Origin of the sequence: Methylobacterium mesophilicum SR1.6/6, from assembly GCF_000364445.2 — a bacterium.
Lineage (GTDB): Bacteria > Pseudomonadota > Alphaproteobacteria > Rhizobiales > Beijerinckiaceae > Methylobacterium > Methylobacterium mesophilicum_A.
The window spans coordinates 4,877,148-4,903,524 of sequence record NZ_CP043538.1 but is presented as its reverse complement, the minus strand read 5'-3'; the positions used below and the strand labels follow the sequence as shown (position 1 = coordinate 4,903,524).

At 71.2% G+C, this 26,377-nt stretch carries 20 protein-coding genes and 2 pseudogenes; 6 read left to right on the top strand and 16 right to left on the bottom strand.

The window, feature by feature from the left end; genetic code table 11:
* Window positions 1–111: 111 nt before the first annotated feature.
* The 3 genes from metH to MMSR116_RS23260 all read right to left on the bottom strand — a co-directional run bounded on the left by metH (window position 112) and on the right by MMSR116_RS23260 (window position 6,048).
* Window positions 112–3,864, bottom strand: a complete 3,753-nt coding sequence (gene metH, locus MMSR116_RS23270; protein WP_010686094.1) for a methionine synthase — start codon at window positions 3,862–3,864, stop codon at window positions 112–114.
* A gap of 207 nt (window positions 3,865–4,071) precedes the next feature.
* Window positions 4,072–4,989, bottom strand: coding sequence for a methylenetetrahydrofolate reductase [NAD(P)H] (gene metF, locus MMSR116_RS23265; protein WP_010686095.1), 918 nt, complete (start codon window positions 4,987–4,989; stop codon window positions 4,072–4,074).
* Between the two features lie 48 nt (window positions 4,990–5,037).
* Window positions 5,038–6,048 (bottom strand): ArsR/SmtB family transcription factor, encoded by a 1,011-nt coding sequence (locus MMSR116_RS23260; RefSeq protein ID WP_010686096.1) that lies wholly within the window; start codon window positions 6,046–6,048, stop codon window positions 5,038–5,040.
* A gap of 116 nt (window positions 6,049–6,164) precedes the next feature.
* On the opposite strand from MMSR116_RS23260, the gene MMSR116_RS23255 reads away from it, so the two are divergent.
* The gene (locus MMSR116_RS23255) at window positions 6,165–6,746 is read left to right on the top strand and encodes a histidine phosphatase family protein (RefSeq protein WP_010686097.1); all 582 of its coding nucleotides are present in this window, start codon (window positions 6,165–6,167) and stop codon (window positions 6,744–6,746) included.
* Window positions 6,747–6,807: 61 nt separating this feature from the next.
* On the opposite strand, the gene MMSR116_RS23250 is transcribed toward MMSR116_RS23255, so the two are convergent.
* From MMSR116_RS23250 to MMSR116_RS23225, 6 genes and pseudogenes are all read right to left on the bottom strand, one after another.
* Window positions 6,808–7,704 (bottom strand): bestrophin family protein, encoded by an 897-nt coding sequence (locus tag MMSR116_RS23250; protein ID WP_010686098.1) that lies wholly within the window; start codon window positions 7,702–7,704, stop codon window positions 6,808–6,810.
* A gap of 79 nt (window positions 7,705–7,783) precedes the next feature.
* Complete coding sequence (locus tag MMSR116_RS23245; RefSeq protein ID WP_039894295.1) at window positions 7,784–8,710, bottom strand: ROK family protein; 927 nt, start codon at window positions 8,708–8,710, stop codon at window positions 7,784–7,786.
* Entirely contained in the window at window positions 8,710–10,086 is a 1,377-nt protein-coding gene (locus MMSR116_RS23240; RefSeq protein WP_010686100.1) for a dicarboxylate/amino acid:cation symporter, read from the bottom strand. The genes MMSR116_RS23245 and MMSR116_RS23240 overlap by 1 nt, the downstream gene beginning before the upstream one ends.
* Window positions 10,087–10,497: 411 nt before the next feature.
* Window positions 10,498–11,510, bottom strand: a pseudogene (locus MMSR116_RS23235) (hypothetical protein).
* Window positions 11,511–11,867: 357 nt separating this feature from the next.
* Complete coding sequence (gene msrB / locus MMSR116_RS23230; RefSeq protein WP_010686102.1) at window positions 11,868–12,278, bottom strand: peptide-methionine (R)-S-oxide reductase MsrB; 411 nt, start codon at window positions 12,276–12,278, stop codon at window positions 11,868–11,870.
* A gap of 82 nt (window positions 12,279–12,360) precedes the next feature.
* Window positions 12,361–13,572 carry a YihY/virulence factor BrkB family protein gene (locus MMSR116_RS23225; RefSeq protein ID WP_010686103.1) on the bottom strand — a complete coding sequence of 404 codons (1,212 nt, stop codon included), beginning with the start codon at window positions 13,570–13,572 and terminating at the stop codon, window positions 12,361–12,363.
* Window positions 13,573–13,685: 113 nt separating this feature from the next.
* On the opposite strand from MMSR116_RS23225, the gene MMSR116_RS23220 reads away from it, so the two are divergent.
* The 5 genes from MMSR116_RS23220 (at window position 13,686) to MMSR116_RS23200 (ending at window position 16,252) form a co-directional block, all read left to right on the top strand.
* Window positions 13,686–14,759 carry a UV damage repair endonuclease gene (locus MMSR116_RS23220; protein ID WP_010686104.1) on the top strand — a complete coding sequence of 358 codons (1,074 nt, stop codon included), beginning with the start codon at window positions 13,686–13,688 and terminating at the stop codon, window positions 14,757–14,759.
* 46 nt (window positions 14,760–14,805) lie between these two features.
* Window positions 14,806–15,357, top strand: coding sequence for an RBBP9/YdeN family alpha/beta hydrolase (locus MMSR116_RS23215; RefSeq protein ID WP_010686105.1), 552 nt, complete (start codon window positions 14,806–14,808; stop codon window positions 15,355–15,357).
* A gap of 51 nt (window positions 15,358–15,408) precedes the next feature.
* Window positions 15,409–15,651: a CopG family ribbon-helix-helix protein gene (locus MMSR116_RS23210; RefSeq protein ID WP_010686106.1), complete on the top strand. Its 243-nt coding sequence runs from the start codon at window positions 15,409–15,411 to the stop codon at window positions 15,649–15,651.
* Window positions 15,648–15,935, top strand: coding sequence for a type II toxin-antitoxin system RelE/ParE family toxin (locus MMSR116_RS23205; RefSeq protein WP_010686107.1), 288 nt, complete (start codon window positions 15,648–15,650; stop codon window positions 15,933–15,935). The genes MMSR116_RS23210 and MMSR116_RS23205 overlap by 4 nt, the downstream gene beginning before the upstream one ends.
* A 92-nt stretch (window positions 15,936–16,027) precedes the next feature.
* Window positions 16,028–16,252: a hypothetical protein gene (locus MMSR116_RS23200; RefSeq protein WP_010686108.1), complete on the top strand. Its 225-nt coding sequence runs from the start codon at window positions 16,028–16,030 to the stop codon at window positions 16,250–16,252.
* A gap of 9 nt (window positions 16,253–16,261) precedes the next feature.
* Here the strand turns inward: MMSR116_RS23200 and MMSR116_RS23195 are convergent, their stop codons facing one another.
* The 7 genes and pseudogenes from MMSR116_RS23195 to pncB all read right to left on the bottom strand — a co-directional run bounded on the left by MMSR116_RS23195 (window position 16,262) and on the right by pncB (window position 26,334).
* The gene (locus MMSR116_RS23195) at window positions 16,262–17,290 is read right to left on the bottom strand and encodes a YcjF family protein (RefSeq protein WP_010686109.1); all 1,029 of its coding nucleotides are present in this window, start codon (window positions 17,288–17,290) and stop codon (window positions 16,262–16,264) included.
* A gap of 31 nt (window positions 17,291–17,321) precedes the next feature.
* Window positions 17,322–18,766, bottom strand: a pseudogene (locus MMSR116_RS23190) (YcjX family protein).
* An 86-nt stretch (window positions 18,767–18,852) separates the two neighbouring features.
* Window positions 18,853–20,022, bottom strand: coding sequence for a hypothetical protein (locus MMSR116_RS23185; RefSeq protein ID WP_158169104.1), 1,170 nt, complete (start codon window positions 20,020–20,022; stop codon window positions 18,853–18,855).
* Between the two features lie 130 nt (window positions 20,023–20,152).
* Window positions 20,153–20,941, bottom strand: a complete 789-nt coding sequence (gene hisN, locus MMSR116_RS23180) for a histidinol-phosphatase (RefSeq protein ID WP_010686112.1) — start codon at window positions 20,939–20,941, stop codon at window positions 20,153–20,155.
* 369 nt (window positions 20,942–21,310) lie between these two features.
* Window positions 21,311–23,359, bottom strand: coding sequence for an AI-2E family transporter (locus MMSR116_RS23175; protein WP_010686113.1), 2,049 nt, complete (start codon window positions 23,357–23,359; stop codon window positions 21,311–21,313).
* 114 nt (window positions 23,360–23,473) lie between these two features.
* Window positions 23,474–24,928 (bottom strand): MmgE/PrpD family protein, encoded by a 1,455-nt coding sequence (locus MMSR116_RS23170; RefSeq protein WP_010686114.1) that lies wholly within the window; start codon window positions 24,926–24,928, stop codon window positions 23,474–23,476.
* 113 nt (window positions 24,929–25,041) lie between these two features.
* Window positions 25,042–26,334 carry a nicotinate phosphoribosyltransferase gene (gene pncB, locus MMSR116_RS23165; protein WP_010686115.1) on the bottom strand — a complete coding sequence of 431 codons (1,293 nt, stop codon included), beginning with the start codon at window positions 26,332–26,334 and terminating at the stop codon, window positions 25,042–25,044.
* Between the last annotated feature and the right edge of the window lie 43 nt (window positions 26,335–26,377).

Here is a 26,377-nt window from a genome sequence, read left to right as displayed (position 1 = left end):
ACCCCCGCAATCCTTGCGAGCGGAGCGAAGCAATCCAGGGGCGCCACGCCGACCGATGTCGCGCTGCCCTGGCTCGCTTCGCTGCGCTCGCGATGACGACGGTGCCCGAACCTACTCCGCCGCCTGCGGCAGGTACCGCGCCGGGTCGTAGTTCAGGATCGGCCCGAGCCAGCGCTCGACCTCGCGGACATCCATCCCCTTGCGGGCGGCGTAATCCTCGACCTGATCCCGCTCCACCTTGGCGACGCCGAAATAATGCGCCTCCGGGTGGGCGATGTAGATCCCCGAGACCGACGAGCCCGGCCACATCGCGTAGGACTCGGTGAGCTTCACGCCGATCCGGCTCTCCGCCTTGAGCAGGTCGAACAGCGTGGTCTTCTCGGTGTGGTCGGGCTGGGCCGGGTAGCCCGGGGCTGGGCGGATGCCGTCGTAGTTCTCCAGAACGAGTTCCTCGGGCCCGTAGGCCTCGTCGGAAGCGTAGCCCCAGAACTCCTTGCGCACCCGCTCGTGCATCCGCTCGGCGAAGGCTTCGGCGATGCGGTCGGCGAGCGCCTTCACGAGGATCGCCCGGTAATCGTCGTTGGCCCGCTCGAAGCGCTCGGCGATCCGCACCTCCTCCAGGCCGGCCGTGACCACGAAGCCGCCGACATAGTCGGCGATCCCGGTCTCGGACGGCGCCACGAAGTCCGACAGGCAGGTGTTCGACCGGCCGTCGCGCTTCGAGAGCTGCTGGCGCAGGCCGTGGAAGGTGGCGAGCCGCTCCGACCGGCTCTCGCCGGTGTAGAGCGCGATATCGTCGCCGACGCTGTTGGCCGGCCAGAAGCCGATCACCGCCTTCGGGTTGAACCAGCGCTCCTCCACGATCTGCTTCAGCATCGCCTGCGCGTCCTCGTAGAGGGCGCGGGCGGCCGGGCCCTGCTCGGGGTCGTCCAGGAGCGCCGGGAAGCGGCCCTTGAACTCGTAGGTCTGCAGGAACGGCGTCCAGTCGATGTAGGGCACGAGGTCGGCGACCTCGTAGGAGCCGTAGACCCGCGTGCCGGTGAAGGTGGGCTTCGCCGGCTTGTAGCCCGACCAGTCGATCTTGAAGGCGTTGGTCCGCGCCTTGGCGAGCGGCAGGCGCTGCTTGTCGGCCTCCGAGCGCCTGTGGGCGTCCGCCACCTTGGCGTACTCGGCCCGGACCTTCTCGATCGTGGGCCCGCGGGTCTCCTTCGAGATCAGGCTCGACACCACGCCGACCGCGCGGCTTGCGTCGGTGACGTAGACCGCCTGACCCTTGGCGTAGGCCGGGTGGATCTTCACCGCCGTGTGGACGCGGCTGGTGGTGGCACCGCCGATCAGCAGCGGCACGTCGAAGCCCTCGCGCTCCATCTCGCCCGCGACATGGACCATCTCGTCCAGCGACGGCGTGATCAGGCCCGACAGGCCGACGATGTCGACCTGCTCGCGCTTGGCGGTCTCCAGGATCTTCGCGGCCGGTACCATCACGCCGAGATCGATGATCTCGTAGTTGTTGCAGGCCAGCACGACGCCGACGATGTTCTTGCCGATATCGTGGACGTCGCCCTTCACCGTCGCCATCAGCACCTTGCCGGCGGCCTGGCGTTTGCCGTCGCCGCCGTTGGCGCGCTTCTCCTCCTCCATGAACGGCTCGAGATAGGCGACCGCCTGCTTCATCACGCGGGCGGACTTCACCACCTGCGGCAGGAACATCTTGCCGGAGCCGAACAGGTCGCCGACCACGTTCATGCCGGCCATCAACGGGCCCTCGATGACGTGGAGCGGACGCTCGGCGGCAGCCCGCGCCTCCTCGGTGTCGGCCACGATGTACTCGGTGATGCCGTTGACCAGCGCGTGCTCGATGCGCTTCTCCACCGGCGCCTCGCGCCAGGACAGGTCGGCGGCCTTGGCCTGCGCCGAGGCGCCGGACTTGAACCGCTCGGCGGCTTCCAGCAAGCGCTCGGTGGAATCGTCGCGGCGGTTGAGGACGACGTCCTCGCACAACTCGCGCAGCTCGGCCGGGATCTCGTCGTAGACGGCGAGCTGGCCGGCATTGACGATGCCCATGTCCATGCCGGCCTTGATGCAGTGGAACAGGAACACGGCGTGCATCGCCTCGCGCACCGGCTCGTTGCCGCGGAACGCGAAGGACAGGTTCGAGACGCCGCCCGAGATGTGGGCGTGCGGCAGGGTCTCGCGGATCGTCCGGGTCGCCTCGATGAAGGCCACGCCGTACGGGTTGTGTTCCTCGATACCCGTGGCAACGGCAAAGATATTCGGATCGAAGATGATGTCCTCGGGCGGGAAGCCGACCTGCTCGGTCAGGATCCGGTAGGCCTTGGTGCAGATCTCGACCTTGCGCTCGTAGCTGTCCGCCTGCCCCTGCTCGTCGAAGGCCATCACCACCACGGCGGCGCCGTAGGAGCGGCAGACCTTGGCGGCCTCGATGAACTTCTCCTCGCCCTCCTTCATGGAGATCGAGTTCACGATCGGCTTGCCCTGGATGCACTTCAGCCCGGCCTCGATCACCTCGAACTTCGAGGAATCGACCATCACGGGCACCCGGGCGATGTCGGGCTCGGCGGCGACGAGGTTCAGGAACTCGACCATCGCCTTCTGCGAGTCGAGCAGGCCCTCGTCCATGTTCACGTCGATCACCTGGGCGCCGGCCGCGACCTGATCGCGGGCGACGTCCAGCGCCGCCGCGTAGTCGCCGTTGGTGATGAGCTTGCGGAACTTGGCCGAGCCGGTGACGTTCGTGCGCTCGCCGACGTTCACGAAGGGGATTTCCTGCGTGAGCACGAAGGGTTCGAGGCCCGACAGCCGCATCAGGCGCGGCAGCTCGGGGATCGGCCGCGGCGCCTTGCCGGCGACCGCCTCCGCGATGGCCCGGATGTGGTCCGGGGTGGTGCCGCAGCAGCCGCCGACCATGTTGACGAGGCCGGATTCGGCGAACTCACCGACCAGCTTGCCCATTGCCTCCGGGCTCTCGTCGTAGAGGCCGAACTCGTTGGGCAGACCGGCATTCGGGTAGGCGCAGACCAGCGTGTCGCAGATCCGCGACAGCTCGGCGATGTGGCCGCGCATCTCGCGGGCGCCCAGTGCGCAGTTGAGGCCGAAGGTCAGCGGCTCGGAATGGCGCAGGGAGTGCCAGAAGGCCGCCGGGGTCTGGCCCGACAGGGTGCGGCCCGAGAGGTCCGTGATCGTGCCGGAGATCTGGATCGGCAGGCGAATGCCGGTCTCGTCGAAGACCTGCCACGCCGCCGCCACCGCGGCCTTGGCGTTCAGCGTGTCGAAGATGGTCTCGATCAGGATCAGCTCGGCGCCGCCGTCGATCAGGCCGCGGACCTGCTCGACATAGGCCTGCTTCACTTGGTCGAAGGTCACCGCCCGGAAGCCCGGGTTGTTCACGTCCGGCGAGATCGACAGGGTGCGGTTCGTCGGGCCAATGGCGCCGGCCACGAAGCGGCGGCGGCCGTCCTTCGCCGCGGCGAGCTTGGCCGCCTCGCGGGCGAGCCGGGCACCCTCGGCGTTCAACTCGTGGATGATCGATTCCATGCCGTAATCGGCCTGGGCGATGGTCGTACCCGAGAAGGTGTTGGTCTCGCAGACGTCGGCGCCGGCCAGGAAGTAGTCGAGGTGGATCTGCCGGATCGCGTCGGGCTGGGTCAGGATCAGCAGGTCGTTGTTGCCCTTCTGATCGTGGCCGTGGTCCTTGAACCGGTCGCCGCGGAAATCCTCTTCCGAGTATTTCAGCCGCTGGATCACCGTGCCCATCGCCCCGTCGAGGACGAGGATCTTTTCCGCCGCGCGCTGGCGCAGGGCCTGGGCGATCTCGGTGCCGTCGACGGGGGCAAAAGCAGTCATCATGCGTCCTGTCAGATCACCTCATCCTGAGGTGGAGGGTGGGATGTTCGGTCTCTTGCGTGCCCGGGCCTTTGGCTCAGACACAATCCGTCTTTGCGAGCCGAGCGAAGCAATCCAGCTGCGCCACGCTAACCGATGTCGCGCTGCCCTGGGTCGCTTCGCTGCGCTCGCGATGACGGAGCGGCGTGCTTACGAGACAGTCTTCATTCAAGCCGCCTTCGCGGCCGCCAGCTTCGGCGCCTGCGCGCGCAGGCCGAGCAGGTGGCAGATCGCGTAGACGAGATCCGAGCGGTTCATCGAGTAGAAGTGGAAGTCGTTGACGCCCTCGTCCACGAGGTCGAGGACCTGCTCGGCCGCCACCGCGCCGGCGACGAGGCGGCGGGTCTCGACGTCGTCCTCCAGCCCCTCGAACCGGGCAGCCAGCCAGTAGGGCACAGAGGCGCCGGTGCGGCGGGCGAAGTTCGCCGCCTGCTTGAAGTTCTGCACCGGCAGGATGCCCGGGATGATCGGGATCGTGATCCCGGCGGCCCGGACCTTCTCCAGGTAGCGCAGGTAGATCTCGTTCTCGAAAAAGAACTGGGTGATCGCCTGATCGGCGCCGGCATCGACCTTGGCCTTCAGGGCGTCGATGTCGGCCTCCAGTGAGGAGGCCTCGGGGTGCTTCTCGGGATAGGCCGAGACCGAGACCTTGAAGTCGCCGATCCGCTTGATCCCCTGCACCAGCTCGGCGGTCGAGGCGTAGCCCTCCGGATGCGGCCGGTAGGCGTGGCCGACGCCCTCGGCCGGGTCACCGCGGAGCGCCACGATGTGGCGCACGCCCGCGTCCCAGTAGGATTGCACCACCGCGTCGATCTCGTCGCGCGAGGCGTCCACGCAGGTGAGATGGGCGGCCGGCTTCAAGCCGGTCTCGCGGACCATCCGGGCCACCGTGTTGTGCGTGCGCTCGCGGGTCGAGCCGCCGGCCCCGTAGGTCACCGACACGAAGCTCGGCTGCAGCGGCGCGAGGCGCTCGATGGAGTTCCAGAGGATCTTCTCCATCTCGTCGGTCTTCGGCGGGAAGAACTCGATCGAGACGCGGATCGGGTGGTAGCCGTCGCGACTGGCGCGGTGGGTGGAACGGCGCATCGGGGTCTCGTCCTCTAGGTCGATCGGTTCAGACGATGGATCTTCGCCTCAGGCGACGGCGCGCTGAGGCTGTTCTGTGTCGGTCTCGGCCACCCCGTCCTGGGCCAGCCAGAGCGTTACGGTGAGCTGGCCCGACTCGCGGGGTGTCAGCTCGCGGGTCGCGACCGTGGCGAGTCCGGCCTCTGCGAGCCAGCCGGAGACCTGATCGGCCGAGAAGCCGAGCCGGCGGTGGGCCTGACCGGTGCGGAGGAACTCCAACTCGTGGGGCGCGAAATCCACCACCAGGAGGCGGCCGCCCGGCGCCACGAGGCGCGCGGCACCGCGGAGCGCCCGGGCCGGGTCGTCGAGGTAGTGCAGCACCTGATGGACCACCACGAGATCGAAGCTCGCCCGGGCGAAAGGCGGCGCGTGGATGTCCCCCTGCCGGAGGTCGACCCGAGCCAGGCCCTGCCGTTCCAGGTTCGCCCGGGCAACGGACAGCATGGCGTGGCTCGAATCAAGGCCGGTGGCGCGGCCGGCGCGCGGCGCCAGCAGGCCCAGCATCCGCCCCGTACCGGTGCCGAGATCGATCAGGCTGCCGATGGGGCGGTCGCCCAGCGCGTCGAGCACCGCCGCCTCGACGATTGTCTCGCAGACGTGCAGGGAGCGCAACTCGTCCCATTTGGGCGCGAGGCGGGCGAAGAAGGTCTGCGCCGTCTCGGCCCGCTGTGCCCGGACCGCGTCGAGCCGGGCACGGTCCTCCGACAGCGGCGGCGCGGTCCGGTCGAGCCCTGACAGCAGCGGGTCGGCCAAGCCGGCGCGGCTCTCGGACAGGCGGAAGAACGCCCAGGCCCCCTCGCGGTGGCGCTCCACGAGCCCGGCCTCGACAAGCAGCTTGAGATGGCGCGAGATCCGCGGCTGCGACTGGCCGAGAATATCGGTCAGGTCGGAGACCGACAGCTCGCCCTCCACCAGCAGCGCCAGGATGCGCAGGCGCGTCTCCTCGGCGGCCGCGCGCAGGACGCCGAGCGCCTCCGGGAACGGGATCGAGCCCGTCTCTTGCCTGCGTTCGATAGACATAAAGATATGTTTATGTGCGTTTCGATCCGGGCGCAAGGGTGATCTTGAGCCAACCCCGCGAGGCGGGGAAGCCGGAGCCCGCCGGCCGCGTTGATGCCGGGTCCCAGGAGGCGCGCATGTCCGAGAGCCCCTTCCCGCAGATCACCCTCGTCCGCCACGGCGAGACCGCCTGGAGCCTGTCGGGCCGGCACACCGGCCGCAGCGACATCCCCCTGACGCCGGCCGGCGAGGCGGCGGCGCGTGCCCTCGCCCCGCGGCTGGCAGCCCGGCGCGACGCGGCGGTGTGGTCCAGCTCGTCGAGCCGGGCGGCCGCCACCTGCGCGCTGGCGGGGTTCGGCGACGTCCGCACGATCGACCCGGATCTCGCCGAGTGGGATTACGGTGCCTACGAGGGTCGGACCACCCGGGACATCCTGGCCGAGCGTCCCGGCTGGCGGCTGTTTCGCGATGGCTGCCCGAGCGGCGAGACGGCGGCCGATGTCGGGATCCGGGCGGACCGGGTCATCGCGCGGGCGCGAGACCGCGCCGCGGACCTCCTCGTGTTCTCCAGCGCGCATTTCCTGCGGGTGCTCGCCGCGCGCTGGATCGGCCTGCCGCCGGAGGACGGCGCGCGGCTCGTCCTCGGGACCGCGAGCGTCTCGGTCCTCGGCTACGAGCACGACCGCAGCGAGCCCGTGCTGCGCGCCTGGAACGGCTGAGCCGGTTTTGCGGGCGGGGATGCCGGCTCTGCGCGTGCGTCAGAGCCCAGGCCCGGAGCCCCTACCGCAGCCAGTACCCGTCCGGCGCCAGCGGCTCCGGCATCGGCTCGCCGAGGGCGTGGTGGACGATCCGGTCGATGGTGCGGACCATGGCGTCGAGGGGCAGGTCGTTCGGCTCCGTGCCGAAGGGTTCCTCCAGCTCGTCGCCGAGGGCGTCGAGGCCGAAGAACGTGTAGCCGACGAGCGCCACCACGATCGGCGTCCCCCAGCCCAGGGAGCCCGTCAGCCCCACCGGCAGGAGCAGGCAGTAGAGCCAGGCCGTGCGGTAGACCAGCAGCGTGTAGGCGAAGGGCAACGGCGTGCTGGCGATACGCTCGCAGGCGGTGTGCACCCCCGACAGGGCCTCGATCCGCGCCTCCAGGATCCCGAACTGGATGTCCGTGAGGCGGCCGGCCCGCACCAGAGCGGCGAGATCGCGGGTCATCGCGGCCAGGACCGCGTCCGTCGGGCTCGGACCGGACCGGTCCGCTCCGGACATTTTCCCATCGACGATCGCGGCCTCGTCGAGGCCGCGCAGGCGTGCATGGAGGCCGTGCGCGAAGGCCGAGAGCCGGTGAAGCTGCGGGGCGGCCTCCGTCTGCGACAGCAGCGCCGGCAACGCGCGGGCGAGGTTGCGCACCTCGCCGATCAGGCTGCCCCACGCCTTCCGGGCCTCCCACCAGCGCTCGTAGCAGGCGTTGTTGCGGAAGCTCAGGAAGATCGACAGGGCGAGGCCGACCACCGTGAAGGGCGTGACCCCGGCCGAGACCGGGAACGCTTCGGGCCAGCGCGCCTCCGCCCACACCACCGCGCAGGACACCGCCACGATCCCGGCGAGCTTCGGCGCCACCCGCGGCAGGATCGAGCCGTGCAGGGTGAACAGCAGGGTCAGCAGGTTGGGCCGGGTGCGGACGATCATCGGGGCATCGGGGCTGGGACGCCGTCGTCCTGCCCTGCCCCCCGCCGGCCGGCAAGAGACGTCTCCGTGAGGCGGAGGTTCAGGCCGTCTCCGCCTCCCAGAGCCACGCCGCGCCGCGTACGCCCGACGCATCCCCGTGCAGGCTCGCCCGCACCGGCGTGTCGAAGGCGTCGGAGAAGACATGGGGGGCGATCGCCGCCGGCAGGCCGGCGATCAGCTCGGGGATTCGCGACAGGCCGCCGCCGATCACGATCACGTCCGGATCGAGGAGATTGACCACCTGTGCGGCCGCGCGTCCCAGCCGGTCGAGATGGGCCGCGAGCGTCGCCTGCGCCTCCGGGTTCCCCGTTCGGGCGGCGGCCACGACGGCTTCGGCGGTGTGGGTGCCGCCGTGCCGCCGGGCGTGATCCGCCGCGAGGCCTGGGCCCGACAGCCACGTCTCGACGCAGCCCCGGCGGCCGCAATAGCAGGCGGGACCCGGGCGCTCGTCGTCGCGGGGCTCCGGCAGGGGACCGTGACCCCACTCGCCGGCGATGCCGTTGCGGCCCGTGAGTGCCCGCCCGTCCAGAGCGATGCCGGACCCGACGCCGGTGCCCAGGATCACCGCCCAGACCACGCGCGCGCCGGTGCCAGCCCCGTCGACCGCCTCCGAGACCGCCAAGCAGTTGGCATCGTTCTCGATCCGCAGCGGCCGGCCGAGCCGCCGGGCGAGGTCGGCCCCGAACGGCAGGCCGTTGAGCCAGTGGGAATTGGCGTTGCGCACGAGGCCGGTCGCCGGGGACGGGCTGCCCGGCATGCCGATGCCCACGGTGCAGGGGGTGCCGGCCTCGGCCTCGAGCTGGAGGGCCAGTGCGGCCACCGCCTCGATGGTGGCGTGGTAATCGCCGCGCGGGGCGGCGACCCGGGCCTCGGCCAGGGTCGTGCCGTCACGGTCCAGCACGATCCCGGCGATCTTGGTGCCGCCGAGATCGATGCCGAGCCGCGCCCGGCCCCGGGGTGAGCCCATCACTCGGCGGCGGCGACCTTGCCGTCCGTTCCCATCGGCTGCGGCGTCTCGTCGGTGATGTGGGTGCCGATCGAGACCGGATGGGCCATCACCTCGTTGAGCTTGGCCACGTCGAGCTCGCCCTCCCAGCGGCTGACCACCACGCAGGCGACGCCGTTGCCGACGAGGTTGGTGAGCGCGCGGCACTCGGACATGAACTTGTCGATGCCGAGCACCAGCGTCATGGCGGCCACCGGGACCGGGCTGTTGGGGATCGCCGAAAGCGTCGCCGCCAGGGTGATGAAGCCCGCGCCGGTCACGCCCGAGGCGCCCTTCGAGGTCAGCATCGCCACCAGGATGATGGTCGCGTACTGGCTGATCGACAGGTCCGCGCCCACGGCCTGCGCCAGGAACAGGGTGGCCAGCGTCATGTAGATGTTGGTGCCGTCGAGGTTGAACGAGTAGCCCGTCGGGACCACGAGGCCGACCACCGAGTCCGAGGCGCCGAGCCGGCGCATCTTGGTCATGAGCTGCGGCAGCACCGTCTCCGAGGATGACGTGCCGACCACGATCAGCAGTTCGTCCTTGATGTAGGCGAGGAAGCGCAGGATCGAGAAGCCCGCCACCCGGGCGATCGTCCCGAGCACCACCAGCACGAACAGGATGGCGGTAACGTAGAAGGTGCCGACCAGCCACGCGAGGTCGTAGACCTTCTGGATGCCGTACTCGCCGATGGTGAACGCCATGGCGCCGAAGGCGCCGACGGGGGCGAGCTTCACCACGATGCCGATGATCCGGAAGAAGATCTGGCCGGCGGTGTCGATCGCGTGGTTCACGCCGGCCGCCCGCTCGCCCAGGCTCGTCACCACGACGCCGGTGAGGATCGAGATCAGCAGCACCTGCAGCAGGTCGCCGGTGGCGAAGGGATCGAGGAAGCTCTTGGGGATGATCGCCAGGATGTGGGCGACGGTGGAGTCGGCCGCCGCCTTGCTGGCGTAGCTCGCGACCTTGCTGGCGTCGAGCTTCGACGGGTCGGCGTTGAAGCCGGCGCCGGGCCGGATCACCTCGCCGACGAGGACGCCGATCAGCAGCGCCACCGTGGACACCACCTCGAAGTAGATGAGCGCCTTCAGGCCGACGCGGCCGACCTTCTTGAGGTCGCCGATCGACGCGATGCCGTGCACGATGGTGCAGAAGATGATCGGCGCGATCATCATCTTGATCAGGCCGATGAAGGCGTCGCCGAGCCACTTCATCGACTTGCCGGTGGCCGGGTCGTACCAGCCGAGCAGAACGCCGAGTGCGATGGCGATCAGGACCTGGATGTAGAGAACCTTGTACCAGGGCTCGCGGGGCGCTGCTGCGGCCGGACTCGGCGCGTGGGTTGCCTGTGCCATATCTGTCCCGTGCGACTGCCGCGCACCCTCCCGATGTGCCGGCACGCTAGCGACTATCGCCCCGCGCCTCAACGGCTGCCCGGTGATCTGCGCCGAACCTGCCGTGACAAAAACCGATCGATCCTCGCCGAAAAGGCGTCTGTCGTCCGACGATTACGGGGGACCGGCGCGATGCGTCAGATCCGGCTCGCGCCGGGTGAGGCCGGGCGACCTGCGGTCGTGCGAGAGCCGTTCGCGGCGACCGGATGCCACGTCCGGTCGAGGGCTTCGCCGCCGCCCCGACGCGCCTCGTGCCGGCCCGGACAACGTCGGCCGGCGGTCCGGCACGCCTCGATCCGGACAGCAGAAGGGCCGCAGGGCGTCTCGCCCTGCGGCCCTCGGAAGATCGGTCCGGCGCGAAGTCGCGCCGGCTCAGCTCTGCTGCTGGGTCCGGCGCGGACGCACGGTCCAGCGCTCGAACACAGAGCCGGCCTCCTCGCCCTTCGCGTCCTTGTTCTCAGCGCCGGGATCCGGCTGCTGATGGATCGCCGCGCCCAGCGCCTGGGACAGGCTCTCGATCACGTCGTCGATGCGGGCGTCGCCGTGCAGGGTCTCGGCGTTGGAGGCCTGGGCGGTCGGAGCCTCCGGCTCCGCGTGATGGACGGGCTCCGCGTGATGGACCGGCTCAACGTGGTGGACGGGCTCGGGCGCGGGGGCTGGCTCCGGCTCGTGATGGGGCTCGGGTGCGGGCTCGGCCTGCGCGGCGACCGGCGTCTCGACGGGCTCCGGCGCGGGCGGCGGCACCGGGACGGCGGCCGGGGGCGGAGCTGCGGCGGGGGCGGGGGCGGCGTCACGGCGCGGCGCAGGGCGCCGTCATCGGAATCCTGCGTCCGCGCGGAGCTGCCGTAGCGGCCGAAGCCGAAGCGCGGCTCGATGAGATCGAGCACCGCATCCAGGGCGGCGTTGCTCAGGGCCACTTCCTCGGCGGCCGGAACGCCCTGGATGGCGAGCGCCTGCCGCTCGTAGGCCGGCTCGCCGCTGACCTCGCGGCCGAACCAGCTCGGCGCGTGGAAGCCCGCCGCCTCGCCGTCATTGTCGAAGGTGATGGTGATCAGGTCCAGGCTGCCCGGCGTGACGTACCGGTCGAGGGCGATCTCGCGGCCGCCGGCATTCAGCGTGGTGCGGTCGTAGGCGGCCTTGCCGGGGCAGACATCCAGCAGCGCGTCGCCGTGGGCGCGCGGGACGTCCGTGCGCTCCTCGACCGGGGCGCCGTCCGCCCCCTTGTTCACGAGCACCAGCTGGCAGTTCTGGCCGTCGACGCGCACGTAGGAGGCGCGGCCGCCCTGAGGCGCGAAGTGTCCCTCGGTGATGCGGGCGCCCCCGCGCTCCTTGCGGATCAGACGAACCAGGGACGGGGCGACCAGAAATCGGCGAACGGTGCTCATAGACTAAAAACCCTCCCGCTTGGTCGGCGGCGCGCCGATCCGGCGGACAGCCCTCAGGTGTTCCGGCCGGGACGGAGCGGGTCAAGTTGAGGCGATGAATACAGCGTATAAGCTGAGCCGCGAAGCCGTATTCACGCGAACCTGACCGCATCTGCCAGCCATAACCGGACGGCGACAACATGAGAGCATACAGCGCTAAGCAAAAAAGCGACGAAATCAAGACCGGACTCGCCCGATCATCCGCCGCCGGTGGAATCTGTCCCCGCTATCCCAGCTTCGGACACCGGTTTTGCAACCCAGATTAAGCCGAGGGCCGCCTCACATCGCCGGCGCGCGGCGCCGTCGCATGCGGCCGGCTCACGCGGCCGGCTCGAAGGTCATGGCGGCCCCGTTCATGCAGTACCGCAGGCCGGTCGGGGCAGGGCCGTCGTCGAAGACGTGGCCGAGGTGACCCTTGCAGCGGGCGCAGTGCACCTCGGTGCGCACCATCCAGTGGCTGCGGTCCACCGTCGTCTCGACGGCGCCATCCATCGGCTCGAAGAAGCTCGGCCAGCCCGTGCCGGACTCGAACTTGGTGCCCTGCTCGAACAGCGGCTGCCCGCAGCCCGCGCAGGTGAAGGTGCCGGGGCGCTTCTCGGCGAGGAGACAGCTGGTGCCGGCCCGCTCAGTGCCGTGCTCGCGCAGCACCCGGTACTGCTCCGGCGTCAGGGTCGCGCGCCACTCGGCATCACTGCGGGCCTCGGGGCTGGTTGTCGGCGTATCGGCCATGACGGTCTCCCTTTCGCACCGCTATATAGGGATTCCGGGCCGTCTTCGGCAGTCCTGATGGCGGTGACGAGATCCGCTGGCGTCAGGCCGCGGCCCCCACCGTGTCGGCCATCCGCGCGCGGCGGGCACCCATCGGAAGCGGCGCGCCCGTCGTGGTGTCGCGACCGGTCTGGTGCTCCAGCTCGGCGTTGATCTCGCCGCCGAGCAGGACAATCGTCGAGGAGATCCAGATCCAGGTCATGAAGCCGATCACCGCGCCGAGCGAGCCGTAGGTCTCGTTGTAGGTGCCGAAATTGGCGACGTACCAGGAGAACAGCAGCGACGCGGCGAGCCAGAGCAGGCCCGCGACCACGCTGCCGACCCCGACCCAGCGCCAGCGGGCATGCTCGCGGCTCGGGCCGAACCGGTAGAGCACCGAGAGGCCCCCCAGCAGCACGATGAGGATCGCCGGCCAGCGCAGGGCGGCGAGCAGCCACGCGGTCGAGCCGAGGCCCAGGAAGTTCAGGACCACCGGCACCACCACGATGGCGTTGAGCGCGATGATGATGAACAGAAGGGCGCCCACCGTGAAGGTCAGGGAGCGGAGGTTCAGCCAGAAGAAGTTGCGCTTCTCATCCTCCTCGTAGACGACGTTCAGCGCGTCGAACATCGCCTTCATGGCGGCGTTGGCGCTCCAGATCGACAGCAGCAGGCTGGTGAAGAAGGTCACGCTGAGCGAGCCCGTGCCCCGGGACGCGATGCGCTTCACCTGATCGCCGATCAGTTCGACCGCCCCCGAGGGCAACACGGCGTGCAGCTGCGCGAGGTGGTCGTTGATGACGGTGACGTCGGCGAACAGGCCGTAGCAACTCACCAGCGCGGCGATCGCCGGGAACAGCGACAGCAGGGTGTAGAAGGTCACGCCTGCGGCGACCGCCAGCACCCGGTCCTTGTTGAACTCCAGATAGACCCGGACCGCGATGTCCTTCCAGCCGGATTGCGTCATCTCGGCGGGGCTGTCGGCGGCGCGGCCGCGCTCCGGCTGCGTCGCCGCGGTGAGCTGCGCGGCGCGGCCCGAGATCGAGCGCGCCCCGGGCGCCACGCCCTTCGGCCGCTCCCGATTGTCGCGGGTGCCCTCGTGGGTGCCGTCGTGGGCGCCCTCGGGATTGATCGGCTCGTCTGCGGCCCTGGTCTCAGGCGGGTTGCGCCGCGCCGGCGCCGCGGCGAGCGCCACCAGCGCCGACCCGAGCATCAGGATCCACAGGACCGAGCCGGTCTCGGACTGTCCGGTCGAACGCGACGGTGACGGAGGCATGGGTCGGGGCCAGTGCGCGGAACTGCCGCGCTCGGAACTCCCAACGTCGTCGTGCCGCGGCCGTTCCGCCGGTTCCGCGGGGACGCCCGGCGCCTCCGCGCGTTGTGCCTCGTATGCGCGAACAGCCCCGCCTCGGATTCTGCTGCAAGTTCGTCCTGGTCGAGCCCCCCGGCACGCACGCCACGCTCAAGGCGGAGCGGGACGCGACGCTGCACATGAACCTGACCAGCGTGACGATGGCCTATCTCGGCAAGCAGGAGCCCGCCGCGCGGCGGGCGAAGCTCGCCGGCCTCGTGGCCCACAACCTCGACGCGCTGGCCCGGCAGATCGCCTGGGTCGGCGCCCGACCGCCGATCGAGCGCCTGCTGCGCATGGCGAGCAACGTCCTGCCCGGCTACACGCACCCGATCGCGCAGGCGATCTACGCCGAGCCTGAGATGGCGGCACTGGTGGAGCGCGGCCTCGCGGAGGCGGGCGCCCTGGCGCGCCGGCTCGGCGTGCGCCTGAGCTTCCACCCGGGACCGTTCTGCCTGCTGGCGAGCCGGAACCCGGCGGCGATCGAGAACGGGCTCTCGGAACTCGACTACCACGCCGAGATTTTTGACCGGATGGGCTACGGCGGCGGCTGGCATCCGCACGGCGCGCATATCAACATCCATGTCGGCGCCGGCGACCCCGGCGTCGAGGGATTCCGCGCCACCCTGCCCCGGGCGAGCCGGGTGGCGCGCGACCTCGTCACGGTGGAGAACGACGAGAACGTCTTCGGTGTCGAGGCCGTCCTGCGTCTCGCCGACGTGGTGCCGGTGGTGCTCGATCTCCATCACCACTGGGTCCAGAGCGGCGGCGAGTACCTCGAGCCGGGCGATCCCCGGATCGCTCAGGTGCAGGAATCCTGGCGCGGGGTGCGCCCGGTGGCCCATATCAGCGTCTCGCGCGAGGCGGTCTCGGCCGATTGCGATCCGGACGCCCTGCCCGACTTCCCGGCCCTGCGCGCCGCCGGCCATTCGGTCCGGGACCTCGCGGCCCATTCCGACATGATGTGGAACCGGGCCGTGAACGACCTCGTCGCTCGCCACCTCGCCTGGGCGGATTTCGAGATCGAGGCGAAGGCGAAGAACTTCGCCTCCACGCAGATCGCCCGCCACATCCTGGCGCTGGAGCGGGCCGGCCCGATCGCCGCCGAGTGACCGGCCGATCTCGACGCTGCGGCCGGACGGGGCTAGGCATCCCGGCATGAAGACCGCCGATTGCGACATCCTGATCGTCCCGGGGCTCGGGGGCTCCGAGGAGGACCATTGGCAGGCGCGCTGGGCGAGCCGCCTCGCGACGGCGCGCATCGTGGAGCAGGACCAGTGGCACGCGCCGACGCCCGAGGCGTGGTGCGGACGGATCGCCGATGCGGTCGCGGCGGCGACCCGCCCGGTCATCCTGATCGCCCACAGCCTCGGCGTGGTGGCCTGCGTCGAGGCGGTGCCGCGCTTCCCCGCCGGCACCGTGCGCGGCGCCATGCTGGTCGCCCTGCCGGATGTCGAGGAGGCACCGGACCTGCCCGAGGCGGTGCGCGCCTTCGCGCCGATGCCGCGCGATCCCCTGCCCTTCCCGTCGCTGCTGGTCGCCAGCCGCACCGATCCGCATTGCCGCTACGAGCGGGCCGACGACTTCGCCCATGCCTGGGGCGCCCTGACGGTCGATGCGGGCGAATCCGGCCACATCAACGCGGCGAGCGGGCACGGGCCCTGGCCGGAGGGGCTGATGCGGCTGGCAGGGTTCCTGAAGGGGCTGTAGGCTGGGTGAACGCGAGGTGCAGAGTTCCTCGGCTTGGCAGAGACTGTCGTCATGGCGCGTCTGGATCGCGATCTGTCCGCCCTCTCGCTGCTCGATCCACGGCGTCGCGCGGCGCTGGTCGAACTGGCCGAATCGCGGAGCCTGCACCCGGCCGACCTGCTCAATAACGCCGTGGATGCCTTCCTCGATCTGGATGCCCGGCATCGCGCCGAGATCGAGGCCGGCTTGAAGGACGCTGAAGCTGGGGATTTTGCCAGCGCTGACGAGGTAGCGGAAGCCTTCAGACCACGGTGAGGCTGCGCTATACGCGCCGCGCGCTGCGGTATCTCCATCACGCACGCGCCTTCATCGGTTTACGGGACCCGCAGGCCGCCAACCGGGTGATCGCCAGAATCGCCGATGGAGTCGAAGGCCTGCGCCTTCATCCTCATCGTGGCCGGCCCGGACGGATCCCCGGCACCCGCGAGTCGGTCATCCCGGGAACACCCGATATCGCGGCCTACCGAATCGTCGGTGATGCGATCGAAGTCCTGGCCGTACTGCACGGAGCCCGCCAATGGCCCGGCTCCGATCCCTGAGGCGGTTGCCGCATTAACGCGCTGTTTACCACCGGCCTCTTCAGTGGCGGCACGGGCGGTCCTTCGTCCCGAAGCCGCCTCTGGAGAGCACCGTGACGCGCAAAGAGCTTCTGGAACGACTCGAAGCGGTGCAGACCGCCCTCGGCCCCCGGGCCCAGAGCAACTTCAACAGCTCGCTGTTCAACGACGTGACGCTGCTCAAGCGGATCGAGGCCTTCGAGGCCAAGCTCGGCGAGCCCGAGAAGCCCAAGACCGCCGACTACACCGGCAACATGTTCTCCCGCATCGCCAACCGCCGCGCCGCGGGCGCCAAGTAGCCCGCCTCCCTATTTCGGCTCGGCCTCGGCCGAGCGCAGCAGCTCGCCGGCGACGTCGGCGAGCCGCGGCGGGGCCTCCCGCACGAAGGGCAGCGGCCGGCAGACGTTGAGCGCCGCCAGCCCGAACCGGGCGGTCATCAGCCCGTTGAGCACGCCCTCCCCCAGCTTCGCCGAGACCCGGGCTGCGATCCCCAGGCCCAGCACCTGCTGCATCACGCTCTCGCCCACCGCCATCCCGCCGGTGACGGTGAGATGCGCGAGCGCCGCCCGCGCCAGCCGCAGGAAGCCCAGGAAGCCCGGCCGGCCGCCGTAGATCGCGGCGATCCGGCGCAGCAGCCGCACGGCCGCGAACACCACGAAGGCCACATCGACGATCGCCCGCGGGCTGAGCGCCGTCACGGCCGAGACCTGCTTGGCCGCCGTCGCGATGGCGTTGCGCGCCTGCCGGTCGAGCCCGGCCAGCAGCTCGTGCTCGGCCAGCCCGATCCGGTCGTCCACGTCGAGGATCGCGTCGGCGGCGGCGTCGATCCGGGCGCGGCCCGCCGACAGGGCGTCGCGGTCGGCGTAGAAGGTCGAGAGCGCCTGCACCACCGCCTGCGCGCCGGTGTGGTCGCGGGTCGCGAGGGCGTCGATCGCCGATTGGCGCAGGCGCTCGATCTTCCGCTCACGCCGGAGGCCAGCGAGTTCCCGCACCACGATCGCCGTCAGCGCGAGGGCGGCGAGGCCGAGCAGGGCCAGCGCCACCCAGCCGAGCCAGGGCGCGGCCTGGAACAGGTCGGCGATCATCCGCTCGACCGAGAGGCCGATGCCCAGCGAGACCAGGGCGCCGACCGCCGACAGGAACAGCGCCCCCCAGGGCGAGCGCCGCCGCGGCGCCACCGGCACGGCGACGCCGTCGGCGGCGTCGACGATCTCGAAGGGCTCCTCCACGATCCGCGCCTGCGGCGGCCGGGGGCTGAGCGGTGTCGTGGTCACGCTCGGCTCCGCGGCGGGCTCGGGCGTGATCCGGAAGGCGCGGGGTTTCTGGCCGGAAGTCATGGCTGGGTGCTCCATGGACGCGCCAACATCGTCAGGCCAGCCTGTCGCCGATCAGGAACTGCATCGCCCGGTCCAGCCGGATCTGCGGCAGGTGTCCGGGGCGGCCGAGCCCGTCGGGCCGCACCAGGGGGGGCGGAAGCGCGGGAAGCGCAGCGAGCCCGGCTCGACCGCGCCCTCCAGCACCGCCTCGGCGCGGGCCGGCAATTCGCCCGGGAAGATCGCGGCCTCGCTGTTCCCGTCGAACACCGCGTCGCCGACCACCTCGCCGGCCTCCGGGGTGCCGGCCACCGCTCGCAGCGTCTCCGCGCCGTCGTGGACGGTGGTCTCCCGGGTGGCGCGCACGGAGGCCAGCGCCACGGTGCCGACCCGGGCGCCCGCGGCCTCGGTCCGCCGCATCGCCCGAGACACGAGCAGCCGCAGCAGCGCGTCGAGCCGGTCGTGGCTCGTCTGGTGGAGGTGGTCGGCCTTGGTGGCGGCGAACAGGACCCGGTCGGCCCGCGGGGCGAACAGCCGGGACAGGACCGTGTTGCGGCCGATGTTGAGGCTCAGCAGCACCGCGTCCAGCGCCTCCTCCAGCTCCGCCAGGGCGGTCGGCCCGGCATCCACCGCCGAGAGCACGTCCACCAGCACGATCTGCCGGTCGACCCGCTGGAAATGGTCGCGGAAGAACGGCGTGACCACCTTGCTCTTGTAGGCCTCGAACCGGCGCTCCATCAGCCCGGCGAGGCTGTCGGGTGCGATCGTCTCGGTCAGGCGGTCGAGCGGCGCGAAGGTGAGCGCGGGAGAGCCCGCGAGATCGCCGGGCATCAGGAACCGGCCCGGGGGCGTCGTGGCGACCGATTCCGGGCCGGCGCGCAGCCCGGCGAGATAGGCCTTGAACGCCTCGCTCGCCCGCTCGGCCGCGATCTCGTCGAGGGGGCCGTTGGGATCGAAGCCCTTGAGTGCCTCCAGCCACGGCGCCGCGACCGCGGCGCGGCCCGGGCGACGGGTGCCGCCGATCGTGGCCCGGGACCAGGCCGTGTAGCTGGTCTCGATCAGCGCGAGGTCGAGGAGCCATTCGCCCGGGTAATCGACCACGTCCAGCATCAGGGTTGCGGGGCCGGTGCGCCAGCCGGCGGCGCGCTCGTAGGCGATCTCCAGGCGGAACTGGCTGATCCGGTCTGTGGAGCGCGGCCAGCGCCGCGCCTCGGTCAACGTCGCGAAATGCTCCTCGAAGGGGAAGCGCGGCACGTCGTCGTCGGGCTGCGGCACCAGCTTGGCGCGGCGCAGGCGGCCCTCCTGCGCGGGCGCGAAGGCCGGCAGCGCGTGGGTCTCCACGAGATGGTGGATCAGCGCCGTGGTGAACACGGTCTTGCCCGAGCGCGCGAGCCCGGTGACCCCGAGCCGGAGGGTCGGCTGGATCAGGAGGTCGTGGGAGGCTTCGGCGAAGGCTTTGACGGCCGAGCCGGCGCGCGCGGCAAGGTCGGTCAGGGGCACGGGCGGGCTCGTCGTGAGGGGGATGGGTGGGGCACGGGTGGCGCGGCAGAGGTGGCGCGACTCGGGTCGAACCGCAAGGCTTGCTCTTAGGGCGACGCGCTGTTGGCCGCCGGCGTGGGCGGCCTGAGACGGGTGATCGCCCCGGCGACGAGGTCCGGGCCGGCCCGGAGCGTGCCGAGTTCCACCGCCGACATCGCCAGCATCACCGGCGCGAGATTGGGACGCGGCGTGCCGTCCGGCCCGAACAGGTCGAGATCGTCGCCGGGCTTCAGGCCGACGCTGGCGCTGATCCGGTTGGCATAGGCCTGGATCCGCACCTCGTCGCCGGTGCAGAGCGGGGCGGGCAGGCGCAGGTCGAGGACCGGCAGGCCGGTGGCGATGGCCGGCAGGAGCGCGGATTCTACGACCATCCGGTCGGGACTCGGGACGCGGCTCGGCGCCTTGCGGTCGAGGAGTGCCGCCGGATCCGCGGCGCCCCGGGCCGGGCGTCCGGCCGCCAGGGATTCTGCCGCCGGGGACTTGGCCGCCGGGGACTTGGCCGCCGGGGACAGGCCCGCGGCGATATCGGGGACCGGCTGGAGCGTCGCCACGTGCGAGCGCACGACCGGGCGCCGGCCGGCCATGCGGGCGAGCGGCGACCAGGGCTGCACCCGCAGGGCGGAGGCCCGGCCCCGCGGCGCGCCGCCGGGCCGGTGCGCGGCGAGGAAGCGGGCGCGCAGGGTCCGCCCGAGGCCCCGCGGCGCCAGCGCCGCCGAGACGGCGGGCGTCGCCCACGCGCGGCCCGGCCGCGCGGGCGCGGAGCCGACGCGGCACTCGGCCGGCGCCCAGCGGCGCACGATGGCGAGCGCCGTCCGGCGGCCGTAGTCGCGGTAGTAGCGCCGCAGCAGGCTCGCCGCGGCGTCGGCGCCGTCATCCAGGGTGGCGAAGGCGGTGTGGCCCTCCCCGTCGGCGCCGATCTCCCCCGGCCATCGGGCCGACTTGATGCACCAGCCGTTGTTGAGCCGCACGCAGCGGGCCACGTAGGACGGATCCTCGGCCAGCGAGGCCGTCACGGCCAGTGCCTGCGGCAGCAGGTGCTGGCCGGTCTGCGCGTGCCAGTTGGAGACGGACCGGGTGGCCGGGTCGAAGCGTGGCGGTGCCGGCGCCGCGGGCGATACGCTCGTCATCGCGGGCGGTCTGGCCCGCAGCCATGCATCGGCGTCCGCCTCCGCGCGGGGCAACAGGGCCGTGAACAGGATCAGCGCGTTCAGCAGCACGCGAAAGGGTTCCGGTCATGGATCGGAGCCGCAGCGCGTTTCCTCCCCCCTCTGCGGGGGGAGGAAAGGCGCGCGTCGTCTCGATCGGATCGCGTGTCGCCGACCGAGACGATCGCATGCGTCTCCCGCCTCACGGGTTCAGCACCTTGAGCGCCGCCGCGTGCAGCCGCGGATCGCCGGCCGCCACGACCCGCCCGCCGCCCGCCGCCGAGCCCCCGTCCCAGGCCGTGACCCGCCCCCCTGCCCCCTCGACGATCGGGATCAGCGCGACGATGTCGTAGGGCTTCAGCCCGGCCTCGACCACGAGGTCGATCTGGCCAGCCGCCAGCATGCAGTAGGCGTAGCAATCCGCGCCGTAGCGGGACATCCGCACCTGGCCCTCCAGCAACCGGAAGCGCTCGGCTTCCTCGCCGGCCGCGAACAGCCGGGGGTCCGTGGTCGCCAGGATCGCCTGCCCGAGGTCTGCGCAGCGGCGCGTGCGCAGGGTCCGCTCGCCCGACGGCGTGCGGAGCTTCGCGCTGTGCCCGTCCCCCGTGAACCGCTCAGCGAGGTAGGGCTGGTGCATCATCCCGCGCACCGGCACGCCGTTGTGGGTCAGCCCGATCAGGGTACCCCAGGTCGGCAGGCCGGCGATGAAGGCGCGGGTGCCGTCGATCGGGTCGAGGACCCAGACGCACTCGGCGTCGGTGCGCTCGGAGCCGAATTCCTCGCCCAGGATCCCGTGCCCCGGAAAGGTCTGGCCGATCATCGCCCGCAGGACGACCTCGGCCGCCCGGTCGGCCTCGGTGACCGGATCGAAGGGCGCCCCGCCGCCGGCCTTGTCGTCGAGGCTGAACTGGGCGCGGTAGAACGGCACGATTGCCTTCCCGGACGCGTCCGCGAGGTCGTCCATGAACCGCCCGAGTTCGACGACGCTCATCGGCTCTCTTTCCTGTTCCGCCCGGAGATCGCCCGGCCGGGCCGCCGGTACCCGACGAAATCGGGGCGCCCCCTGCCCGTCAAGCCCCCTCCCCGGATCATGAGAGCTGCGAGCGCGGGTTCAGGGGTTGCCCCTCTTCCGTGTGACAATTGCCGCGTGACAACCACGCCGTCAGTCCGGGGCGCCGCGGGCGAGCCCGGACCCGAAGGGGCACGCCGGAGGCGGGCAATCCAGAGCCGCCGACCATGCCTTGCCAAGCGCGCGGTGCGGATCCGGATTCCGGGCCCTGCTCCGCAGTCCCGGACTGACGGGATTGTCCCTCTGAGATCGAGCCGGGTCTCGTTAATCTGAGTTCGGAGCTCCTCTGGCTCATGCCCCGGCCGGCGCCGCTTCGCGCGGCGCTGCGTCCTGCGCTTCCGGCCTCGGTTCCGGCGCGGCCTCCGCCCCGGTCCCGGCCGGAGCGGCGTCCGCCTGCGCGGCGGCCAGAACCGCCTCGACGGCCTCGCGCAGCGAATGCACCTGCCCGTCCGCCTCCGCCGCATGCCTCGATCCGCCGGCACCGCGGTCGGCCTCCGCCTCCTGGGTCAGCCAGAGCCCGAGCAGGATCGGCACGCCGGGGATCCGGCCCTCAAGGCGGCGGATCAGCCGGCGCAGGTGAGTCGGCTCGCCGTCGAGGGCGAGGGAGACCACGCAGGCCATGCGGGCCGGACCCGCCTCAAACCGCCCGATCCGCACCGCGGCCGTCTCGGCGAAGGGGACCGTGCGGACGCCGAGGCCGCGCTTCTCGAGGATCTGCGCGAGGATGGCGGAGGCGGCCTCGTCCAGGAAGCCCCGTCCGGCGACGCACAGCACCGCGCCCTGGCGCGTCCAGGCGGCGGGCAGCGCCTCCGGGGCCGGGCCCATGGGCAGCGGGCTGCAGGCCCCCTCCTCGCCCTCGTTGGCCGCGCCCATGACCGCGTCGCTCCGGTCGGAGAGGTCGGCGATCAGCTCGGCCAGGGCGGCGCGCATCGCCGCCTTCTGGCGCGCGGTCAGCACGCCCCGGGCGGCATCCCGGGCGGCAAGTTCCAGCGCCTTGAGGACCACCTCGTCGTAGTAGGACGAGAGCGAGCATTGCTGCAGGATCAGCTCGGCATGGCCCAGCACCTCCTCGGAATCGCCCGCGAGGATCCGCTGGTAGAAGTTCTGCACCGGCGTCAGCGCCGGCCGGTCGCCGAACAGCACGTCCAGGAACTCCAGGTGCTCGACGTAGCGGCCCAGCACCACGAGGCAGACGGTCAGCGGCGTCGAGAGCAGCAGGCCGACCGGGCCCCAGAGCCAGGTCCAGAACAGGGCCGAGACCAGGACCGCGAAGGGCGAGAGCCCGGTGGACTGCCCGTAGAAGATCGGCTCGAACACCTGGCCGGTGAGCGGCTCGAGCACGATGAACAGGATCGCCACGGCGATCATCATGTTCCAGCCGGGATCGACCGCGGCGGCGAGCGCCATCGGCAGGATCGCCGACAGGACGGCGCCGAGATACGGCACGAAGCGCATCAGGGCCGAGAAGATCGCCCACAGCACCGGGTTCGGCACGCCGATCAGGTAGAGGCCGATGCCGATCACGATGCCGAAGCCGGCATTGAGGGCGAGCTGCACCACGAAGTAGCGGCTCAGCCGCTTGGCGGCGTCGTCCATCGCCACGGTGGTGCGGTGCAGGTCGCTCGATCCGGCCAGACGGATCATGCGGTCGCGCAGATCCTCGCGCTGCATCAGGACGAACAGCAGCACCACGAAGACGATGCCGACGGTGGCCAGGGGATGCATCACCGGCGTGAGCACCGTGGAGAGCATCTCCAGCGAACCCGGTTGGGACGCGGCGACCTCGACGAGGACGGGCTTCGGGGACTGCGCCTGCTCCGGACGCGGCTGCGGCGGCGGAGCGGGCTTCGGCGTCTCCGCGTCGCCGGCCTCCTTGGCGCCGCCGTGCAGCGCCCGCCCGATATTGGCCACGTACGCGGTCACGTGGCCGACGGGGGAGTCGCGCAAGCCCTCGACCTTGCGCTCGATCGTCGTCCGGTAGCGCGGGACGTCGCTGGCGAGATCGGCGGCCTGGATCCCGATCAGCGTTGCGAGCGCCGCCACGATGCCCACGGTCAGCAGGACGCTGATCCCCACCGCCACCAGCCGCGGCAGGCGCAGGCGCCGCAGGCGGTTCACCAGCGGCGTCAGCACGAAGGACAGCAGCAGGGCGATCGCGATCGGGATGAAGATGTCGCGGCCGAAATAGAGGGCCGCGATGATCGTGGCGCCGACCACCACCGGCGACGCCATGGCGGCCCGCGGCGTCTCGGCGGCGGCCACGCGAGTCGGCCGCGGCGGGATCAGCGGCGTCCCGGGCCGCGCTGCCGGTTCGACCCCGACCGGGGTTCTCGTGCCCATACCGTAACCCGCGTCCCGAACGCCACGCGCGGGCGGCCGCCGGGATCGACGGGAGCCTCGCGGACGGGGAACGGCATGGGGGCCGAAAACGATCCCGCGGCGTTCACGGAGCCGTTACGCCCCCGCGACGCCGGCCCGCGCCACCTCGCCCGCATCCTTGAGCTCGGGCAGAGACCAGCACAGCTGCATCACCCGCTTGGCCTGCGCCTCCGGAAGAACGCCCGCCGCGAGGTCAGCGAACTTCGCCTCCAGCTGCGCGTCCGACATCGGCTTCTCGACGCTGCCGATGGCGTGCTCGATGTGCCGGTGGACGGTTCGCCCGTCATTCAGCGTCACGGTCATGTCGACCTGCGCGGCGTCGATGCCGGGGGTGATCACCGGGACCACCTTCTGCCGGAGCGCAACCACCCGCGGGTCGTTCACCGCCCGGTCGCTGAACTGCTTCTCGCCGCCCGCGCCCTCCACGAAGGCCACCGCGGCGGCGTGGTAGATGCTGAACTTGCCCTCCAGGCCGGTCTTCGGCGCGGTCTTGCCGGTCAATTCCAGCACCAGCGGGTGGACCTTCAGGTCGACGCGCTTGATGTCCTCCGGCTTGACGTGGTCTTCGTCGCGGATCTGGATCGCGGCGTCGATCGTCGGGTGCATGACGATCCCGCAGGCGAAGGGCTTGTAGGTGTTGAGCTGCGCCTCGTAGCGGGTGCCGAGGCCGTCGGTGATCTCGGACCAGTCCTGCTTGGTGGAGATCGTGTTGGCCCAGCCGCGCTTGGCCTCGATCATCCCGTCCGACGAGGTAAAGCCCTTCGCGGCCAGGATCGCCGCGAACAGGCCGTTGGACGCGGCGCGGCCCGGGTTGAAGCTCTTGTTCATGGAGCCGAACGACTCGCGCAGGCCAACCGGCTGCGAGGCGGCGAGGCCGAGCGCGTAGACCATCTGCTGCTCGGTGAGCCCCATCAGCTTACCCGCGGCGGCGGCCGCTCCGAACACGCCCGCGGTGCCGGTGATGTGCCAGCCGGCATCGTAGTGGTTCGGGTAGACGGCGTTGCCGATCCGGCACTCGGCCTCGATGCCGACCACCAGGGCGTCGAGGAAGTCCTTGCCGGAGACCGGCTTCATCGCCGCGTAGGCCAGGATCGCCGAGGCGACCGGGCCGGCCGGGTGGATGATGGTCTTCAGGTGGGTGTCGTCGAAGTCGAAGATGTGGCTCGACACGCCGTTGAGGAACGCGGCGTTCATGATGTCGAACCGCTCGGTCCGGCCGAACAGGCCCGCCTGCGGCGGCCCCGAGAATGGCTGCAGCGCCGAGACCGCCACGTCCACGGTCTCGTGATGCGAGCCGCCGATCGCCACACCCACCCAGTTGAGGAAGCTGCGCACGCCCTCGCGGCGGACGGGATCGGGCAGCGCGTCGTAGGAGGATGACAGGATCCATTGCGCCAGGGTCTTCGTCACCGGCGGCGGGGGCGCCTTGGGAGCCGGCTTGGCCGCCTCGGCGGCCTGTGCCCCCTGAAGGGCGGGCGCCGTCAGGGCGAGGCCCGCGGCCCCGATGAGCGAGCGGCGATTCATCGGCATGGCGTTCTCCCAGGCAGGACCGCCTCCGAGCGGCTCCGATTGGCCGACATGATAATGAATTCATCCCGGGATCGTCAGCCTCCGTGTTTCACCGCGGCGGGTCTGACACCCCTTCACACCACCACGGGCAGCGTCTCCTGCTCGCCCACGCCGAAGACCCGCCGGTAGCGCGCGACCTCCTCGGCCGGCCCCTGCGCCTTGGTGGGATTGTCGGAGAGCTTCACGGTCGGCCGGCCGTTGGCCTCCGTGACCTTGCAGACGATGGAGACCGGGTCGAGCTTGCCATCCGGCAGCAGCCCGCGGAAATCGTTGGTGAGCAGCGTGCCCCAGCCGTAACCGATGCGCATGCGGCCGTGGAACCGTGCGTGGATGCGCTCGATCTCGTCGATGTCGAGTCCGTCGGAGAAGATCGCGAGCTTGTCCCGCGGGTCGTGGCCGCGCGCCTGCCAGAAGCGGATCACCTCCTCGCCACCCTCGATCGGGTCCTTGGAGTCGATGCGGATGCCGGTCCAGCCGCTCACCCAGTCGGGGGCGTTCGCCAGGAAGCCGGTGGTACCGTAGGTGTCGGGCAGGATCACCAGAAGGTTGCCGCCGTAGTCTTCCTGCCAGTCTGCCAGCACCGCGTAGGGCGCGGCGGCGAGCGCCGCGTCGTCCTCGGCCAGCGCGGCGTAGACCATCGGCAACTCGTGGGCGTTCGTGCCCACCGGCTCGACCTCCTGCCGGGCCGCGATCAGGCAGTTGGAGGTGCCGAGGAACGCGCCGTCCAGGCCCTCCGCCATGGCCTGGACGCACCAGTCCTGCCACAGGAATCCGTGGCGCCGACGCGTGCCGAAATCCGCCACCGACAGGTCCGGAAGCCTCTGCAGCCGCTCGATCTTCTCCCAGACCCGGGTCATGGCGCGGGCGTAGAGCACCTGCAGGTCGAGCTTGCCGAGGCCCCGCAGCACGGCCCGCGCCCGCAGCTCGTTCAGGATCGCGAGCGCCGGGACCTCCCACATGGTGGTCTCGACCCAGGGCCCGTGGAAAGTCAGCTCGTACTGGCCGTCATGGACGGCGAGCTCGTATTCGGGGAGCTGGAAGGTCTCGAACCAGGAGACGAATTCGGGGCCGAGGATGCGTCCCTGGCCGCGGAACACGTTGCCCCGCAGCCACGTGATCTCGCCCTTGCTGAGGCGCAGCGTCCGGGCGTGGTCGAGCTGTTCCCGCAGCAGCCCGGCATCGACCTCGTCGGCGATCCGGATCCGGCGGGTGCGGTTGGTGATGCCGAAGGTAGTCTGGATGTCGGGATGCCGGCGCAGGATCGTCTGCGCCATCAGCAGCTTGTAGAAGTCCGTGTCGAGCAGCGACCGCACGATCGGGTCGATGCGGAAGCTGTGATCGTAGACCCGCTTCGCCAGATCGAGCATTCTTTTGGGACTCTGCCGCGCCTCGATCGTGCAGAGCGCATGG